This is a genomic window from Spirillospora sp. NBC_01491, from assembly GCF_036227065.1.
GTDB classification, from domain to species: domain Bacteria; phylum Actinomycetota; class Actinomycetes; order Streptosporangiales; family Streptosporangiaceae; genus Spirillospora; species Spirillospora xylanilytica.
Window position 1 is genome coordinate 4,587,825 of the sequence record NZ_CP109432.1, and the last position, 16,804, is coordinate 4,604,628.

16 protein-coding genes are annotated in these 16,804 nt (G+C 70.5%); 12 read left to right on the plus strand and 4 right to left on the minus strand.

The annotated features are described in order from the left end of the window. Positions 1 to 10 precede the first annotated feature (10 nt). Genes OHA34_RS21350 through OHA34_RS21365 form a run of 4 tightly spaced genes read left to right on the plus strand, consistent with a single transcriptional unit; the run spans position 11 to position 4,442 of the window. Positions 11 to 1,534, plus strand: coding sequence for a pyridoxal phosphate-dependent decarboxylase family protein (locus OHA34_RS21350; protein ID WP_329518691.1), 1,524 nt, complete (start codon positions 11 to 13; stop codon positions 1,532 to 1,534). A 12-nt stretch (positions 1,535 to 1,546) separates the two neighbouring features. Then, the gene (locus tag OHA34_RS21355; RefSeq protein WP_285939952.1) at positions 1,547 to 2,872 is read left to right on the plus strand and encodes an APC family permease; all 1,326 of its coding nucleotides are present in this window, start codon (positions 1,547 to 1,549) and stop codon (positions 2,870 to 2,872) included. 58 nt (positions 2,873 to 2,930) lie between these two features. Then, on the plus strand, positions 2,931 to 4,004 hold the full coding sequence (locus OHA34_RS21360) for a histidinol-phosphate transaminase (protein WP_329518692.1): 1,074 nt from the start codon (positions 2,931 to 2,933) through the stop codon (positions 4,002 to 4,004). 36 nt (positions 4,005 to 4,040) lie between these two features. Then, the gene (locus tag OHA34_RS21365) at positions 4,041 to 4,442 is read left to right on the plus strand and encodes a PPOX class F420-dependent oxidoreductase (RefSeq protein WP_285939950.1); all 402 of its coding nucleotides are present in this window, start codon (positions 4,041 to 4,043) and stop codon (positions 4,440 to 4,442) included. Between the two features lie 76 nt (positions 4,443 to 4,518). Here OHA34_RS21365 and OHA34_RS21370 read toward each other — a convergent pair whose 3' ends face one another. Continuing rightward, positions 4,519 to 5,112: a hypothetical protein gene (locus OHA34_RS21370; RefSeq protein ID WP_285939949.1), complete on the minus strand. Its 594-nt coding sequence runs from the start codon at positions 5,110 to 5,112 to the stop codon at positions 4,519 to 4,521. 281 nt (positions 5,113 to 5,393) lie between these two features. Here OHA34_RS21370 and OHA34_RS21375 point away from each other — a divergent pair, with 281 nt between their 5' ends. Further along, positions 5,394 to 5,915, plus strand: a complete 522-nt coding sequence (locus OHA34_RS21375) for a CHAP domain-containing protein (RefSeq protein WP_329518693.1) — start codon at positions 5,394 to 5,396, stop codon at positions 5,913 to 5,915. Between the two features lie 64 nt (positions 5,916 to 5,979). On the opposite strand, the gene OHA34_RS21380 is transcribed toward OHA34_RS21375, so the two are convergent. Continuing rightward, on the minus strand, positions 5,980 to 6,837 hold the full coding sequence (locus tag OHA34_RS21380) for a maleylpyruvate isomerase N-terminal domain-containing protein (protein WP_285939947.1): 858 nt from the start codon (positions 6,835 to 6,837) through the stop codon (positions 5,980 to 5,982). Positions 6,838 to 7,137: 300 nt separating this feature from the next. Here OHA34_RS21380 and OHA34_RS21385 point away from each other — a divergent pair, with 300 nt between their 5' ends. Then, a complete protein-coding gene (locus OHA34_RS21385) occupies positions 7,138 to 7,518 on the plus strand; it encodes a VOC family protein (RefSeq protein ID WP_285939946.1) in 381 nt (126 codons plus the stop codon). 202 nt (positions 7,519 to 7,720) lie between these two features. Continuing rightward, the gene (locus OHA34_RS21390; RefSeq protein ID WP_285939945.1) at positions 7,721 to 8,116 is read left to right on the plus strand and encodes a hypothetical protein; all 396 of its coding nucleotides are present in this window, start codon (positions 7,721 to 7,723) and stop codon (positions 8,114 to 8,116) included. A 49-nt stretch (positions 8,117 to 8,165) separates the two neighbouring features. On the opposite strand, the gene OHA34_RS21395 is transcribed toward OHA34_RS21390, so the two are convergent. Continuing rightward, a complete protein-coding gene (locus OHA34_RS21395) occupies positions 8,166 to 9,044 on the minus strand; it encodes an SDR family NAD(P)-dependent oxidoreductase (protein ID WP_329518694.1) in 879 nt (292 codons plus the stop codon). On the opposite strand from OHA34_RS21395, the gene OHA34_RS21400 reads away from it, so the two are divergent. The 5 genes from OHA34_RS21400 to OHA34_RS21420 all read left to right on the plus strand — a co-directional run bounded on the left by OHA34_RS21400 (position 8,997) and on the right by OHA34_RS21420 (position 13,229). After that, entirely contained in the window at positions 8,997 to 9,644 is a 648-nt protein-coding gene (locus OHA34_RS21400; RefSeq protein ID WP_443029655.1) for an MmyB family transcriptional regulator, read from the plus strand. The genes OHA34_RS21395 and OHA34_RS21400 overlap by 48 nt on opposite strands. A 149-nt stretch (positions 9,645 to 9,793) precedes the next feature. After that, positions 9,794 to 10,699: an ABC transporter ATP-binding protein gene (locus OHA34_RS21405; RefSeq protein ID WP_329518696.1), complete on the plus strand. Its 906-nt coding sequence runs from the start codon at positions 9,794 to 9,796 to the stop codon at positions 10,697 to 10,699. A 1-nt stretch (position 10,700) separates the two neighbouring features. Further along, positions 10,701 to 11,441, plus strand: coding sequence for an ABC transporter permease (locus tag OHA34_RS21410; RefSeq protein ID WP_329518697.1), 741 nt, complete (start codon positions 10,701 to 10,703; stop codon positions 11,439 to 11,441). 14 nt (positions 11,442 to 11,455) lie between these two features. Then, positions 11,456 to 12,610 carry a sensor histidine kinase gene (locus OHA34_RS21415; protein ID WP_329518698.1) on the plus strand — a complete coding sequence of 385 codons (1,155 nt, stop codon included), beginning with the start codon at positions 11,456 to 11,458 and terminating at the stop codon, positions 12,608 to 12,610. Next, positions 12,603 to 13,229 (plus strand): response regulator transcription factor, encoded by a 627-nt coding sequence (locus tag OHA34_RS21420; RefSeq protein WP_329518699.1) that lies wholly within the window; start codon positions 12,603 to 12,605, stop codon positions 13,227 to 13,229. The genes OHA34_RS21415 and OHA34_RS21420 overlap by 8 nt, the downstream gene beginning before the upstream one ends. Before the next feature lie 173 nt (positions 13,230 to 13,402). Here the strand turns inward: OHA34_RS21420 and OHA34_RS21425 are convergent, their stop codons facing one another. Beyond that, entirely contained in the window at positions 13,403 to 16,804 is a 3,402-nt protein-coding gene (locus tag OHA34_RS21425; RefSeq protein ID WP_329518700.1) for a DUF4132 domain-containing protein, read from the minus strand.

A 16,804-nucleotide genomic window follows, 5' to 3' on the forward strand; every position in this document is an offset into this window, starting at 1 on the left:
CAGGTGGCGAATGACCGACGAACCACGTGACTGGCTCCCGGCCGAGTTCGAAGAGCACGGCCGGGAGTTGCTCGCGGTGATCCGCGACCACTTCGAGTCGATCCGTGAAGTCCCCATAACGGTTCCGCGCTCAAGCACGGACCTGATGGAATCGCTGCGTACGGAGCTGCCGGAGACGGGCGAGGACTTCGCGCGCATCCTGGAGGACACGCGCGAGCAGGTGATGCCGCACGTGGTGCACTGGAATCACCCGTCCTTCTACGGCTACTTCGCCAACAGTGCCAGCTTCCCTGGCATTCTGGCCGAGACGCTGACCGCGGCTCTGAATGTCAACGCGATGCTGTGGAAGAGCGGGCCGGCCGCCTCCGCGCTCGAACGCGTCGTGCTGGGCTGGATCGCAGAGCTGGCCGGGTACCCGGAGGAGGCCGATGGCGTCCTGGTCAACGGCGCCTCGCTGGCCACCCTCTATGCACTGGCCGCGGCCAGGGACGCCGCGCTGGGCGACGACGTGCGGGTCCTGGGCACGGCGGGGCGCGAGCTTCCCGTGCTGAGGATCTACACCTCGGACCAGGCGCACAGCTCGGTGGAGAAGGCGGCGATCACGCTTGGCCTCGGGTTGGCGAACGTGGTGAAGCTGCGCTCGGACGAGCAGGGCCGGATGCCGCCCGACGCGCTGGACGAGGCGATTCGGCGTGACCTCGCCGACAACGTCAAGCCCGTGGCGGTGGTCGCCACAGTGGGCACGACCTCCATCGGTGCGGCGGACCCCGTTCCGGAGCTCTCCGAGGTGTGCGCCCGGCATGGCGTGTGGCTGCACGTGGACGCCGCCTACGGCGGCTTCTGGCGCCTGGCGCCGTCGCTGGCCGACACGGTCGAGGACCTGACCAAGGCCGATTCACTGGTGGTGAACCCGCACAAGTGCCTGTACGTGCCGATGGAGGCGACCGCGTTCTACTGCCGGCGCCGCGGCGCGCTGGCTCGCACGTTCCGGCTGGTGCCCGAGTACCTGACCTCACCGCAGGACGACGAGATCGTCGACTTCATGGACCTGTCGCCGCAACTCGGCCGGAGCTTCCGCGCACTCAAGCTGTGGTGGATCATCAGGTCGTTCGGCCGCCAGGGCCTGGCCGACCGTCTCGAGCACAGCGTGCGGCTCGCGGAGTGGCTGCGGCGCCAGGTGGCGCTGCACCCCGACTGGCGATGCCCGGTGACCTCGCTCTATCCGCTGGTCTGCCTGCGGTTCGAGCCGGAAGGGTTCCGTGACAGCACCGAAAGCGACCGGCGCAAGCTCCTCGACATGCTGAACGCCGACATCGTCGACGATCTCAACGCGTCGGGCGCCGCGTTCGTGTCGCACACGGTGCTCGACGACGGCTACGTGATCAGGGTGTCGATCGGCAACATCCACACGACCCTCGCCGACGTCGAACGCCTGTGGCAACGGCTCACCGAGATCGCCACGCGGCGGTACGCCCAGTGCGTGGACGCGGCGATGACATCGCCGGCCGGGCCGCGCGACGATTCAGCGATCTAGAGCGGCGACAGAATGGCAACCACGCAGCGAGAACCGGCCAATCTTCAACGGAGCCTGCACGTCCCCGGACTGGTCGCCCACTACATCACGTCCGTCATCGGGGTCGGCGTGCTGATTCTCCCCGGACACGCCGCCGCGGTGGCCGGGCCGCTGTCACTCGCGGCATGGGCACTGTTGATCGTCTACTCCTATCCGCTGGCCCTGATCTTCGCCCGGCTGTCGGTTCGGCACCCGACCTCTCGCGGGATCGCCGAGTTCGTCGAGGAGGCCTTCGGGCCGAGGGTCGCGCACTGGGTGGCCGCGCTCCTCATGCTGGCGCTGATCATCGCCAACCCGGTCCTCGGTCTGGCCGCCGCCCGCTACCTGCTGAACATCTGGGACGACACACCCGGTATCCCGCAGATCGTTCTCATCGGGTACCTGATCATGATCGGTTCGATCCTGTTCAACCTCCTCGGCGTGAAGATCAGCGCCAGGGTCCAGACCGGGGTGCTGGCCACGCTGATCGGGTTCCTGGTGATCGTGATGGTCATCGCCATGCCCGAGGCGGACGCGGCGAACCTCGACCCGGTCGCTCCGCACGGCTGGCTGGCTCTGGGGCAGGCGCTCATCATCTGCTTCTTCGGCTTCATCGGATGGGAGAACGCCGCCCCCGTCGCCGAAGAGGTCGTGGATCCCCACCGGACCTTTCCCAGGGCGATCTTCCTGGCCGTCTTCGGGGTGGGCGCTCTCTATCTGGCGATGGCGGTGACGGTCACCCTCGTCCTGCCCCCCGGAGCCGCGAAGGGAGAGCAGATCACGGCCTTCGCGACACTGCTCCAGGTGGCCAGCGGCCGTGAGATGTCCCAGGTGGGCAACGTGGTGGCCATCGTGCTGCTGTTGCTGGCGACCAACGCCTGGGTGCTGGGAACATCGCGGGTCATCTTCTCCAGCGCTCGGGAAGGCATGCTCCCGGCGGTTCTGACAAAGGTCTCGGGCCGCAACAGCGTTCCCTACGGCGCCCTTCTGTTCCTCATACCGGGTTACGGTGTACCCGTCGGGCTTCTGGCGCTGACCCGGAGCTCCGAGATGTGGCTGATCACCGCGACCTCGGCGACCTTCCTACTGATATTCCTGGCGACTTTCCTTGCCGCTCACCGGCTGCTGGAAGGGCGTGCGATCCGGCGCTGCAACATCCTGCTCATCATCGTGACGGCCTGCATTCTGCCGTTCTTCGGCATCAGTATCGTGTACGCGGCGGCTCTGGCCATCCTCGCTTATGTGCTCACCGTGCCGAAAGTCAAGGAATGGATGAGCAACGGAGCCACGCGCCGAGTCCGGCAGGAGAACGAATCCTGAAACTGTGGGTCCTGACCGGCCTTCTGCCGGCATCACCGCTTCGCTCTGGAGGACAACGGTGCCCGATGAAAACACCCCTCGCTTCCGCTCCGTGCTCGACCGATTCGATGCCTTCAAGGCTTCCAAGGTCGCGATGTCGGCGGACGGCCGCTCGTTCGGTCTGGCCTCCAACGAGTCGCCGAACGGCCCGCTCCCCTCGGTGCTGAAGGCGATCAATCAGGCGGCTCTGCAAGCCAACCGCTACCCCGACCTCAACTGCGGCGCGCTGATCGAGGCGATCGGCGCCACCTTCAAGGTGCCCGCGGAGCATGTCGCGATCGGCTGCGGCTCGGTCGGGGTCACCAAGATGCTGGTGGAGGCCGTCGCCGGACCCGGCGCCGAGGTGCTGTTCGCCTGGCGATCGTTCGAGGTCTACCCGGTGCTGGTGGCGCTGTCGGGCGCCACCGCCGTCACGGTGCCGCTCAGAGAGGAGCGGCATGATCTCGCGGCGATGGCCGGAGCCATCACCGAACGAACCCGGATGATCTTCGTCTGCAACCCGAACAATCCGACCGGCACGGTCGTCGGCCGGGCCGAGTTCGAGGCGTTCCTGGACCGGGTGCCCGCAGACTGCCTGGTGGTGCTCGACGAGGCGTACGGCGAGTACGTCCGGGACGATGACGTGGCCAATGGCTTGGACCTCTACCACGACCGGCCCAACCTCGTGGTCCTGCGGACCTTCTCCAAGGCCTACGGGCTGGCCTCGCTCCGGGCCGGATTCATGGTCGCCCACCCGGTGGTGGCCCAGGCCGCACGCAAGACCGCCCTGTCCTTCGGCGTGAACGGGGTCGTCCAGGCGGCGGCGGTGGCCTCTCTGGCGGCCACCGACGAACTGCTGGCACGGGTCGCGGACACCGTCAAGGAACGCGAGCGCGTCCGCGACGCCCTGATGTCCAGCGGCTGGACGGTTCCGTCCAGCGAGGCGAACTTCCTCTGGCTGCCGCTGGGGGAGCGGACGACGGAGTTCTCCGCCGCGTGCGACGCACAGGGGGTCGGTGTCAGATCCTTCCCAGGCGAGGGCGCCCGCGTCTCGGTAGGCTCCCCCGAGGAGAACGACGCGTTCCTCGCCGTCGCCCGCGCCTTCACCACCTGACGCCGGCTGTGAGCATCGAGCCCCAGGAGAAGATCGATGAACCGCCTGGCCACCGCCGTACGTGCCCTGATCGACGCTCAGGAGCACGCGACCGTGGCGACGATCGAGCCTGACGGGCAGCCTCAGCTGTCCGTCGTATGGGTGAAGACCGACGGAGACGACGTGCTGTTCTCAACGGTCGCCGGTCGCCGCAAGCATACGAACCTGCTGCGTGACCCCCGGATCAGCCTGCTCGTCTACTCCAGGAACGATCCCGATCGTTACGTCGAGCTGCGCGGCCGCGCACTACTCGAGGATGATCCCGACAAGTCGCTCATCGATGAATTGAGCCTTCGCTACACCGGGGGTCCGTTCCAGGACGCGGCAGAGAACAAGCGAGTGATCGTGCGAATGACCGCATCGAAGATCGTGACCCGCGAACTCGACAGGCCGAGCTGATTCTCTGGCTGGTGCGGGTTTTTAGGGGCTGACCGAAAGGCAGCGGACCCGCGTTCCGTAGATGTCGGTCGACACATCAGCCCCAGAAGCGCCGGTGGGACGGTCCGCCGACGAGATCGCCGAGGTGGAGGCGGCCGACCCGGTGGTCGTAGGGCATGAAGACCGCGAGCGCGACGCCCGATCGGTGCTCCATGTCGACGCAGACGGCCTCCAGGGTTCCAGCGGGCTTGGGGGCGTCCTTGTTCTGCCATTCGGTCGACCGGCGGATCGTGATCCGCTGCGGCCCGGGGCTGCCCGGCTCGCCCATCCGCACGTAGTAGGTGAAGGACGCGAACCGCAGCTCGGCCGCCCGCCCGGCGACCTTCCTGGACATGCCGGCCAACGCGGTCTCCACGGCGGCGTCGTCGTAGGCGTAGTCGACCTCGTGGTCGGACAGGAGCTCACGGGTGCCGTCCATGCCGGTCAGCGATCCGGTGGCGTTCATCATGTGGGCGCCGGGCCCCATCGCGAGCTTCGACTCGACGTCCTGGAGGGAGCCCCGCAGGGCGATCTCGAAGTCCTCACGTGCCTCGGCGGCCAGGCCGCCGCCCAGAAGGCCCGGGTCGATCGCGTCGAGGGGGGCGGGGAAGGTGGGGTCGAACCCCTCGATCGCGGGGCGCCAATTGATCATGGGTCTGGGACCTTAGCGGCGCGATCACCACCCGCACGCCGATTCGCTTGAATTCGCAGGTCCCGCCGAGGGGCGCGGGGGCCGGGCGCAGCCCGCACGCGCGGACGATCTGAAGGGACCGAAACCCGGCCCCGCCTCATGACGGGGACAGCGGCGGCACGCCCTGCGAGAGCCGACCGCTCCGTCCCCCAAGGGCAAGGTTCGCGAATCCGGCTTAAAATGATCTTGTTCGCCGGACATCTCGAACCGGCGCGTCCGCACCCCCCTCGAAGGAGCCTCATATGCGCTGGACCGTCATCACAGCCGCCACCGTCATGGCCGGCGGCCTGTTCTCCCCCATGGCGTCCGCCGCCACCGCGCCCGCAGCCGCGCCCGCCCCCGTCCAGGCCGCCGCCTGCGACAAACCCTGCGACCGTACGATCAAGGACGACTACCCCTACAAGAGCACCCCCAACGTGCGCGACCCCTGGAACTTCTGGACAGGCCAGTGCACGTCCTTCGTCGCCTGGCGGATCAACAAGCGACTCGGCATCAAGTTCACCAACGCCTACAAGGACGTCCTCTGGGGCAACGCCAAGGACTGGGACGACGCCGCCAAGAAGGCGGGGATGAAGGTCGACGGCAAGCCCAAGGTCGGCGACATCGCCGTCTGGAACAGCGGCACCTACGGCCACATCGCCTACGTGGCCTCGATCGACGGCACGAAGATCGTGGTCGAGGAGTACAACTACTCCAAGCCCCTCGCCTACACCAAGCGCACGATCGCCGCCGACACCGTCGACAACTTCATCCACTTCTTCTGATCCGCAGGGCCTGGCCGAGCCCAGCCCCCGGCCAGGCCCGAGCCCCTTCCCCTGCTCGGGAGCCTCAGGATGGCAGGCGGACGATGCGTAGAAATCCGGGCAACGTCCATGGCCTCCGCCCGCCGCGCAGCACCACCTTGCCGGTCATTGCCGCACGTGCCTTGCCGATGCGGCCGAACAGCATGAGGTTGAGCACGACGGGGTCGAAACTCAGCCGCACGTCAGGTCGTCCGCCGGGTTCTTCGACGGTGCAGAAACCGTCGGTGAGCACCATGGCGGCCGGTGCGGTGTAGGGGGAGCGGAACTCCACGGCGATCCGTCCCTTCGGGGCCGGGCCGTGGCCGTCAAGGAGATGTCCGTACCCGTATTCGGTGACCCCGATGAGGAAGAGGTCGAAGAAGGCGGCGGCCTCCTCGGGCGGGACCGTCCATGGCACGCGCAGGCCCAGGGCCATGTCGCGGCCGTGGATCTGCAATTCGTTGAGCAGATGGGCGAGGACGCCTGCCAGGGGAACCCGGGAGCCGCCGACCCAGTCGACGGCCGCTGCCGGGTCTCCGCTCTCGGTCGCCGCGAGTATGCGGGCGATCTCGGCCTTGATCTCTCCGCCGAGACGGTGTGGCTCCCGCTCGCTCAACTGGCTGAGCAGTTCCTCGTTGAACTGGGCGATGGTGTCGACGACGGTCGTGCGCAGCAGGTCGTCCATCCCGCTGAACGGTGGCGGGCCCCCTGCGTGGTCGACCAGGTGACGGCAGGACCGGGCCAGTGTCAGCACATGCGCGGCGGTGTCGGCGACGGACCAGTGCACGGTGGCCTTGGCGCGGGAGTCCGATGCCGAGGACACCAGTTCCGCGAAGTCGTCGCCGGTCCGTCGGAGCGCGACGCGGGTCCGCGTCCATTTCTCTTCGGTGATGTCGGGAAGCATGCATCCTCCTTGGCACGACAGCAGTCCAAGCCTGTACTGCGGCGACCGATAGCGGCACCTCTACAGCATCATGTTCGGCATCACCCCCCCGCACGGCCGACCCTGGCCATGCCCGACTACAAAGGCGCACCTTCATGAACGGCCCCTCAATTCGGGTGCCCGAAACCAGCACAACGACAGAGTGCGCATTTGCATGACACTGCCGGGGATAGCGTGATTTGCTGGGCCGGCGTTGATTCGGGGAAGCGGATCGGCGTGCAGAGTTAGCGAATGACCGCATATACGAAAGGACGTCCTGCCGTGGAGTTCAAGCTCGAGATGGTGCCGATCCCCGTGTCCGACACGGACCGTTCGATCGCCTTCTACACAGAGACACTGGGCTTCAACCTGGACCACGACATCAGCCCCGGCGGTGACCTCCGGATCGTGCAGGTGACACCGCCCGGCTCCGCCTGCTCGATCGGTTTCGGCGACGGGTGGGTCGGCACCGCGCCCGGCTCGATCCAGAACCTGCACCTGGTCGTGTCCGACATCCGCGCCGTACGGGAGGAGCTCGTCAAGCGCGGGCTGGACATCAGCGAAGTCAATGACATGTCCGCACCCGGAAAGCCCACCGTCTCGTACGCCTATTTCCAGGACCCCGACGGCAACAGCTGGGCACTTCAGGACCTCGGCCGCTGACCGCCGAACCCGGCGGGCCGCGGGTCGTCCACCAGCAGCGATAGCCGTCAGGAAAATCTAACACTGCCAAGTCTTCCGCCATCCCGCTAACGTCGTCGACGGCGGCGGGAAGAGTGCGGTGTCCCGTCCCGAGTCCGAGCCCGCACGCCTCCGGCGGGTGGGGAGCATTAGCGATGCCCACTGAACAGGGAAGACATTCACTATGAGCGAAGAAATTGATCTGGCCGCAGTGCTGTCCGAGCTTCTTTACGGCGACGAAAGCGCCGAAACTCTGGAGCAGGCCCTGGACCGGCTGGTGACGCCGACATTTGTCCAGCGCATCAACGGCCAGGTGTACGACCGATCCGCATACGTTCCCCATGTGCGCGAGATGCGGCAGTTGGTCCTCGGTGGTGGAGAGCTGACGGTCTTGGAGGAGATCAGGGCGGACGACGCGATCGCCGGCCGCTACCTCTTCCGCATGGTGCCCCTGCAAGGACCGCCGCTCGTCTTCGAATCGCACGTGTTCGCGCGGGTCGACGGGCGCCGGATCGATCGGCTCGTCGAGGTCGCGCGGCAGGCCGAGGACTGGGACGGAGACCTCCCGGCCGGTAACTGACCCGGCGCCCGGCTCGACCGGCCCGATCACGAACGGTCGCCGCCCGGGGTCAGGCCTTGGCGGCGAGCGGTCGCCACGCGTCCCAGGTGGCGAGGCGCTGCCGGTAGGCGGCTTCGACGACGGGGTAGGGGTAGGTGCCGAGGAAGAGCCGGAGGGGCGGTTCGCCGGAGTCGACCAGTTCGAGGATCACGTCGCCGGTGGGCCGCGGATCCTGGGGCGCGCGGGCGACGGCACCGGCGCGGCGGGCCTCGCGGATCGGCTCGTACGCGGCGATGGGGACGGTGTGTACCGCGGACGAGCCGGACCAGTCGGTGCCGTAGGGGCCGGGTTCGACGATCGTGACGTGGACGCCGAGCGGGCCGACCTCCTGGGCGAGCGCTTCGCTCATGCCCTCGAGCGCCCACTTGGAGGCGTTGTACAGCCCGAGGGTGGGGAAGGCGGCGAGGCCGCCGAGACTGGACACCTGCACGATGTGCCCGCTCCGCCGGGCGCGCAGGAACGGCAGGGCGGCCTGCGTCACCCACAGCGGGCCGAGCAGATTGGTGTCGAGCTGGGCGCGGGCCTGTTCCTCGGTGGTCTCCTCGACCATGCCGAAGAGGCCGTAGCCGGCGTTGTTGACGACCACGTCGAGGTGGCCGAACGCGTCGGCGGCGTGCCGGACGGCGGCGGTGGCGGCCTCCCGGTCGGTGACGTCGAGGCGGAGCGGGAGGACGCCGTCCCCGTAGGCGTCGACGAGGGGGCGCAGGGACTCGGGGCGGCGCGCGGTGGCGGCGACGCGGTCGCCGCGGGAGAGGGCGGCTTCGGCCCAGGTCCGGCCGAAGCCCCCGGCCGGCGGCGGGTCGCGGGACTGCGCCGGGACGAGCTGGCGCGGCTCGCCGGTATCAGCGAGCCGTACCTGACCCGGCTGGAACAGGGCGTCGACCGGCACCCCTCACCGCAGGTGCTGCGGGCGCTCGCGCGGGCACTGGAGCTGGACGCGGGCGCCTCGGCGCACCTGTCCGCGCTCGCCGCCCCCGATCCCGTGCGGCCGTCGGAGACCGAGGTCGCCCCGGACGTGCACCAGCTACTCGACGCGTGGGTGGACAGCCCGGCCTACGTGCGCAACCGGCGGTTCGACGTGCTGGCCGCGAACAAGCGGGCCCGCGCGCTCGCCCCGATGTACGAGTCGGGGCACAACCTGGCCCTGGACATGTTCCTCGCTCCCGAGGTCCGCCGGCTGCTCCCGGACTGGCCGGAGATCGCCGCGCAGACCGCCGCGGCCCTGCGCGCCGAGGCCGACCCCCGCGATCCCCGGACCGCGCGGCTCGTCGCCGAGCTGGAGGCCGACGACGGCTTCCGCGCCCTCTGGGCGCGGCACGACGCGCAGCCGTCCCGCGACGAGCTCAAACGGTTCGCGCATCCGGTCGCCGGGGAGCTCGTCCTGCGGCGGCAGGCGCTCACCGTCGGAGGCGCCGAGCAGCAGGTGATCATCGTCTACCAGGCGGCCCCCGGAAGCCCCTCCGAAGCCGCCCTCGCCCGGCTTCTCTGACGATCGCCCGGTGGGAGTCCCGCTCCTCTCGCCGGCCCCGCCCCCTCGCCTGCCGCCGTGGTCGTACGGCGGGGTCAACCGATCGGCTGATGGCGGGACGAGCGCGTCGGGCGATGTGCGCGGGCACCGCCCGGAGCGATCCTCGAACCATGCCGATCATCGAAGTCAGCGGCCTGCGCAAGGCCTACGGCGGCCGTCCCGTGGTGGACGGCGTCGAGTTCGCCGTCGAGGAGGGGGAGATCTTCGGGATCCTCGGCCCGAACGGCGCCGGCAAGACCACGTCCGTCGAATGCGTGGCGGGCCTGCGCGAACGCGACGCCGGCACCGTCCGCGTCGCCGGCCTCGACCCGCGCGCCGACCGCAAGGAGCTCACCGGGATCCTCGGCGTTCAGCTCCAGGAGAGCGAACTCCAGGAGAAGCTGACCGTACGGGAGGCGCTGGAACTCTACAGCGCCTTCTACCCGGACCCGGCCGGCTGGCGCGAGCTCGCCGAACGCCTCGGCCTCACCGGCAAGCTCACCACCCGCTTCGGCAAGCTGTCGGGCGGCCAGAAGCAGCGCCTGTTCATCGCCCTCGCCCTCATCGGCCGCCCCAGGGTCGTCGTCCTGGACGAGCTGACCACCGGCCTCGACCCGCGGGCCCGCCGCGACACCTGGAAGCTGATCGAGGAGGTCCGCGACTCGGGCGTCACCGTCCTGCTCGTCACGCACTTCATGGAGGAGGCCCAGCGGCTCTGCGACCGGATCGCGGTGTTCAAGCAGGGCCGCGTCGCCGCCCTCGACACCCCCGCCGGCCTGATCCGCCGCAGCGCCGGCGGCACGGTGATCTCGTTCGCCCCGTCCCGGCCGCTGGACGACGGCGACCTGGCCGGCCTGCCCGAAGCCGAGACGTTCGAGCACCGGAACGGCCGCCTCACCATCCACGGCACCGACACGACCGTGAACGCGGTCATCTCCCTGCTCGCCCGCCACCAGATCACCGCCCACCAGCTACGGGTCACCGACTCCACGCTGGACGAGGCCTTCCTCGAACTCACCGAAGCCCGGGAGAACTGACGTGTCCGCGTCCACCGCCGTCCTCAAGGCAGAATTCCGGCTCTTCGTCCGCGAGCCGCTCAGCCTGTTCTGGATCATCGCCTTCCCCACCCTCCTGCTGACGATCCTCGGCCTCATCCCGTCGTTTCGGGAGCCGAACGCCGATCTCGGCGGGAGCCGGATGATCGAGCTGTACGTTCCGGTCAACGTGCTGCTCGCCATGATCATGTCCGGGATCCAGGCGCTGCCGCCCGTCCTGTCGGGCTACCGCGAGCGCGGCATCCTGCGCCGCATGTCCACCACGCCCGTGCGGCCCGCCTCGCTGCTGGCCGCGCAGATCGTCCTGCACTTCGCGGCCGCCCTGGGCTCGGCGCTGCTGGTCGTCGCGGTCGGCCGGCTCGCCTTCGGCGTCGCACTGCCCGGCCAGCTTCCCGGCTACCTGCTGGCGCTCCTGCTCGGCGCCCTCAGCGCACTCGCGCTGGGCGCCGCGGTCACCGCGGTCACGCCCACCTCCAAGGCCACCACCGTGGTCGGCTCGGCCGTCTTCTTCCCGATGATGTTCTTCGCGGGCCTCTGGACCCCCGTCCAGGCCATGCCCGGCCTGCTCCAGCGCATCGTCGGGTACTTCCCGTTCGGCGCCGCGTCCCAGGCCCTCAACCAGGCCGCCGAGGGCGGCTGGCCCGACTGGACGAACCTCGGCGTCACCGCCGCGTGGGCCGCCGTCCTGATCGCCGCCGCCGTTCGCTGGTTCCGCTGGGAATAGGACAAACTACTCTGATGACGACAGTCCAGGAGCAATGGGAACGGTTCTATCGGTGGGGACCGTTCGGCCTCCTGTCCCTCGCGACCCTCCTGGCACTGCTCATCCCGGATCTCGTCATGTCGCCCGCGGAGCAGCGAACGGCCGCGACCCTCGTCCTCACGGCGCTGGCCCTCCAGATCCTCCAGATCACCGACAGGATCCCCGGCCACGTCTACTTCTGGACCCGCACCGCCCTCGCCTTCGCCCTCTCCTGCCTGAACCCCTTCTTCTGCATCTACGCCACACTCGGGTACTTCGACTCCCAGCACTACCTGACCCGCCGCTGGGCCAGGGCCGGGACCTTCATCACGGCGATCACCATGTCCGGTGCCGAGTCGGGCGGCCTGCCGCCCGAGAGCCTCGGCCAGGCGGGCATCTTCGGCGGCCTCTTCGTCCTGAACTACGCGCTCGTCCACATCTTCGGCGGCCTCGCCGACAGCGAGGCCGAGCAGGCCCGGGTCCAGGCGGAGACCATCGCCGAACTCGAACGGACCAACGCCCGCCTGGAGCAGGCCCTCACCGAGAACGCCGGCCTCCAGGCCCAGCTCCTCGTCCAGGCCCGCGAAGCCGGTGTCAGCGACGAGCGCCGCCGCCTGGCCGCCGAGATCCACGACACCATCGCCCAGGGCCTGGCGGGCATCATCACCCAGCTCCAGGCCACCGAGGAGAACGAGCACGTCCGCCGCGCCACCGATCTCGCCCGCGAGAGCCTGCGCGAGGCCCGCCGCTCCGTGCAGGACCTCGCGCCCACCCACCTGGAGCACGACACGCTCCCCGAGGCCCTCAAGAAGATCACCGACGGCCGCGCCCACCTCACCGTCACCGGACCGGTGGACCCCCTGCACGACGAGATCGAGGCCGCCCTCCTGCGCATCGCCCAGGAGGCCCTCGGCAACGCCACCCGCCACGCCCGCGCGAGCCGCGTCGGCGTGACCCTCTCCTACATGGACGACGAGGTGACCCTCGACATCCGCGACGACGGCCGCGGCTTCACCCGCCCCTCCCGGGGCTTCGGCCTGACCGCCATGCGCGAGCGCGCCGAACGCGTCGCCGGCACCCTGGAGATCGAATCGGAACCCGGCCGGGGCACGGCCGTCTCCGCCCGCGTACCGTTGATCCGCCATGGCTGACATCACCCTGCTGATCGTCGACGACCACCCCGTCGTCCGGGACGGCCTGCGCGGCATGTTCGCGGCGACCACCGGCTTCGAGGTGCTGGGCGAGGCCGCCGACGGCCGCGAGGCCGTCGTCCTCGCCGAAGAGCTCCGCCCCGACGTCGTCCTGATGGACCTCCGGATGCCCGGTGGAGGCGGCGTGCAGGCCATCACCGAGCTCACCCGCCGCGGCCTCCCCTGCAAGGTCCTCGTGCTCACCACCTACGACACCGACACCGACACGATCCCGGCGATCGAGGCCGGCGCCACCGGCTACCTCCTCAAGGACGCCCCCCGCGACGACCTCTTCGACGCGGTCCGCGCCGCCGCCGAAGGCCGCACCGTCCTGTCCCCGGCCATCGTCTCCCGCCTGGTCTCCCGCGTGCGCGAGCCCCGCAGCGAGTCCCTGAGCACCCGCGAACTGGAGGTCCTGCGCCTGGTGGCCCGCGGCACCGGCAACCGGGAGATCGCCACCGAGCTCTTCATCAGCGAGGCCACGGTCAAGACCCACCTCACCCACATCTTCGCGAAGCTGGACGTCAAGGACCGGGCCGCGGCCGTGGCCACCGGCTACGACAGGCGCCTGCTGCCCTGACCGTGTTCGGCGTCCCGGCCCGCAAACACCGCGCCGGAACTCTCCGGACGCGCGGCCAGCGGAATCTCGCACGCATCGGAGTATCCCTGCGACATGACCCCGTGCGCCCGCGACCTCGACAAGCCCGTCCACGTCACCTGGCCCGACGGCGCCACAAGAGACTGATCGGAGAATCACCCGCCAGGGGGCGTGTCGGGCAGTGAGGTGAGGTCGGCGAGGATCTCCGATGCGGTCACCGGGTCCAGCTCGCCGAAGTGGGTCCCGGCGATCAGCTGGACGGTCTCGATCCGCTGCTCCGGCTCGTCGTCTTGGCCTCCGGAGGCCAGGCCCGGGTCCAGGTCGATCTGGACGTGCCGGCCGGCGGGCAGCGCGCGGAGGAGCTCGTAGTGGCGGGCGCGTTCCCAGCCGCGGTGGCGCAGCGCGTGGACCCGCGCCGTGCGCACCGTGAGGCCCTCGAAGCGGGCGAGGTGCCCGCTTCGGCGCTCTTCTTCGGTGAACGCGTGCGTGCCCCGCTCGGTCTGGGGGAACGGCTGCACGATCTCGTAGTCCTCCAGCACCTCGCGCCAGGCGGCGAGGTCGCCGCCCAGTTCCAGGGGGTGGGGGATGCCGACGGTCGCCGTGCCGGGCAGCGTGAACGCGTCATCGTGGACGTCGGTGAACGTGCGGTCTTCGGCGACCCGGAACGCCGTCACCGCCTCGTCCTCGGCCAGCCAGACGAGGCGGCGGGCGATGTGCCAGACCAGGGGGTGCGCAACGAACAGGTCACCGAACTCGGCCGCGGTCCACCGCCGCCGCGTCACCATGGCGGTCTCCAGCCGCCGGATCTGGTCGGCGGAGGCGGTCCGCGCCACCTTCTTCATCGAGGCGAAGCGCTGGTAGGCGGCCGGGGCGAGGTCGGGGTCGTCGTTCGCCCCCGGCTTGGGCAGCGTCTTGCGCATCCGCCCGTCCTGGTCGAGGACGAACGGGGTGAGCGCCTCGTCGAAGCCGACGGTGAAGCGGCGCGGCCCGTAGTCGAGCGTCATGCTCCCGTCGTCGTCGAGCCCGAAGTCGGGCACCATGCGGTCGGCGAGCTGCTCGCGCGTCAGCCCGCGGCTCGCCGCGATCTCCCCGATCTTGTCCTGGGCGCGGGCCTTGAGCCCCTTGAACTTCACCCGGCGGGAGATGCCGTTCAGGTGCATGAGCGCGAGGTCGGTGCCGATCGCGGCGAGCACGTCCAGCCCTCTGACCGCCTTCTGGTGGCCTCCTTCTCCGGGCCAGGCACCGATGGCGGCGGCGAGCCCGCGCACCGTTCCGTCGTCGCCGAGCCAAGCGAGCTGGTCCAGCGCCCAGCCGTCCTTGGCCGGCGCGCCGTGCCGCTCCCAGCGTTCGAGCAGCGCCCAGGCGAACTCGGCGAGGGAACGGCCGTCGCACACCTCGCGGACCGCGCCGACGCCCGCGTACATCTGGCCGGGCGACGACATCGCCAGCATCGTGATCACGTGCCCGGACGCCGTGACCGGGAGCGCCCGCTCGCGGCCCCGCAGCAGGATCTGCGGGAGCGCGCCGGGCCCGACCCAGTCACCCATGGCGGGCATCCGGTCCGGCAGGAACTCCAGCGGGTCGGCCACCAGCGCCCCGATCGCGTCCGCCGCCTCGGCACCGAGGTCGCGCGCGGCGGCCACGATCTCCTCGGCACCGATCCGGCCGGCCATCAGCCGCAGCGCCCCCTCCGCGTCCCTCCGGCCCCGCCCGGTCTTGCCGAGCGCGGCGGGGAAGAGCATCCGGGCGGCGTCGACTCCGTGCCGGCCGAACCAGTCGGCCGCCACCTGCCGCGCCGACTTCCTCCGGGCCAGCCAGCCCGCCGTCAGCGCCGCGATCTCGGCGTTCAAGTACGGGAGGAGGAGTTCCCCGCAGCCGGCGGGGTCGGCCTTCGCGGCCTGCAACGCCAGTCCCAACGCGTCCGTGCCGAACCGGGCCACCAGGCACCTCGCCCAGGGCACATCACCGGAGTCCCACCAGGGCTTGCCCTCCCAGCCGGCGAGCAAGGGCCGGGACACCTCCTCGGGCCCGAGGAGCAGCAGTTCGACCTCCCTGTACCAGCTCCGGCCCTCGGATCGGAGCCGCTCGGCCACCGTCTCCCAGTCGGTACCGGGCTTCGCCCAGTACGGGAGGACGGGGGTGGACCAGGCCGCCCGCTCGTCCGGCGCCCATGCCATCGTCTGGCCGCCGGGCGGCTCCAGCCCCGCGATGACGACCGGCTTCCTCGCCTCGCGGGTCCACGGCGGCCGGACCAGCAGCTCGGGTAGGTCGTCCGGCTCCGCGTCCGGGACCCGCGCGTCGGCCGCGACGGCCGCCTCGACGGCCGCCCGGGGCCCGGCCGGCAGATCGGGCAGCATCGCGGCGGTCAGCTCCGGATGGGCCCGGACGTGAGCGGTGAGCGGCCCGGTGGCGCCCGCCGCGGCCAGCATCCGCAGCGCTCGCGCGGGAAACCTGGTCATCGCCGTGGTCAGCGCGGACCCGACGTGCTGCTCGTCCGCCCGGTCGACCAGCGCCTGGAACGCCTCGTCGAAGGGCATCAGGCCGATCACCGTGAGCAGCCGCTTGCGCTCGGCGGGCTCGATGTCGCCGTCCAGGCCCTGGACGAACAGCGGGAGCGCGTCCGCCCCGAAGGTGTCGGCCAGCGTGACGAGCAGGTCCAGGGGGTGGTCCTCCCAGGCCAGAGCGTTGTCCATGGCCAGCCGCTTCGGCTCGCCGAGCGCGACGCTCAGCCACGGCTCGATCGGGCCGTCGTCCACGTGGCACCGCCAGTCCTGCCGCGTCGGCACCAGATACGACACGACCGCCTTCTGCGGGACGGTCCGACGGTGCTCCGCCAGCCTTTCGACCGCCTCCCGGTAGTCGCGGTCGTCGGCCGCCGCCAGGAGGGTGCGCATGCGCCTTCCGGCCTCCTGGCCGAGCCAGAGCTTCTTCCCGGCCTGGAACCGCACCTTCGCGTCGCCGACCCAGGTCGCCGCAGCCGTGCTCAGCTCGACCAGCGCGCACGCCGCGAACACCACGCCGTGCTCGGCGCTCCAGGCGTCCACGAACCCGCGCTGAAGCTTTTTCAGCGAATCGGAGACGGTCCCCCCTCTGGACCAGCCGCCGTAGTCGCCCCGGACCCAGTCCTCCTCGCCACCCTCCGGGGGTGGGAAGGCGCGCTCATCGGTGAGGCCGCGGTTCTTCGCCCACTTCTTCACCCACCTCCCCGTCGCGGGACTCCCCTCCCAGGCCCAGTCGTAGCCGTCCCCGCTGCCGGGAGCCGTGCAGTGGATCTTCCACGGGACCAAGGCGACCGCCGCCGCGCCCACCGGGTCGGCCGCGCCGGCCAGATAGCGCCGCGCGCCGGCCGCCCAATCCGGATCGGACGCGCCCGCGGCGATCCGGGAAGCGGGGTCCGGCAGGTGCTCCCGCTGCTCCAGCAGCCACTCCGCGGCGGTCTTGTCGATCTTGATCGCCGGGCCGGGGTGGCCGCCTCGCCGCGGGTGCAGCCGCCGCCGCAACTCGGACGGAAGTACCAGGACGTCCTCGTCCCGCGCCGGGGGGCGTTCATCGCTCAT

Excerpts from the sequence above, each read along its gene's own strand:
- OHA34_RS21415 (WP_329518698.1), top strand. The coding sequence starts at position 11,456 with ATGACGACAGTCCAGGAGCAATGGGAACGGTTCTATCGGTGGGGACCG.
- OHA34_RS21365 (WP_285939950.1), top strand. The coding sequence starts at position 4,041 with ATGAACCGCCTGGCCACCGCCGTACGTGCCCTGATCGACGCTCAGGAG.
- OHA34_RS21380 (WP_285939947.1), bottom strand. The coding sequence starts at position 6,837 with ATGCTTCCCGACATCACCGAAGAGAAATGGACGCGGACCCGCGTCGCG.
- OHA34_RS21355 (WP_285939952.1), top strand. The coding sequence starts at position 1,547 with ATGGCAACCACGCAGCGAGAACCGGCCAATCTTCAACGGAGCCTGCAC.
- OHA34_RS21425 (WP_329518700.1), bottom strand. The coding sequence starts at position 16,804 with ATGAGCGATGAACGCCCCCCGGCGCGGGACGAGGACGTCCTGGTACTT.
- OHA34_RS21405 (WP_329518696.1), top strand. The coding sequence starts at position 9,794 with ATGCCGATCATCGAAGTCAGCGGCCTGCGCAAGGCCTACGGCGGCCGT.
- OHA34_RS21390 (WP_285939945.1), top strand. The coding sequence starts at position 7,721 with ATGAGCGAAGAAATTGATCTGGCCGCAGTGCTGTCCGAGCTTCTTTAC.
- OHA34_RS21375 (WP_329518693.1), top strand. The coding sequence starts at position 5,394 with ATGCGCTGGACCGTCATCACAGCCGCCACCGTCATGGCCGGCGGCCTG.
- OHA34_RS21370 (WP_285939949.1), bottom strand. The coding sequence starts at position 5,112 with ATGATCAATTGGCGCCCCGCGATCGAGGGGTTCGACCCCACCTTCCCC.
- OHA34_RS21350 (WP_329518691.1), top strand. The coding sequence starts at position 11 with ATGACCGACGAACCACGTGACTGGCTCCCGGCCGAGTTCGAAGAGCAC.
- OHA34_RS21420 (WP_329518699.1), top strand. The coding sequence starts at position 12,603 with ATGGCTGACATCACCCTGCTGATCGTCGACGACCACCCCGTCGTCCGG.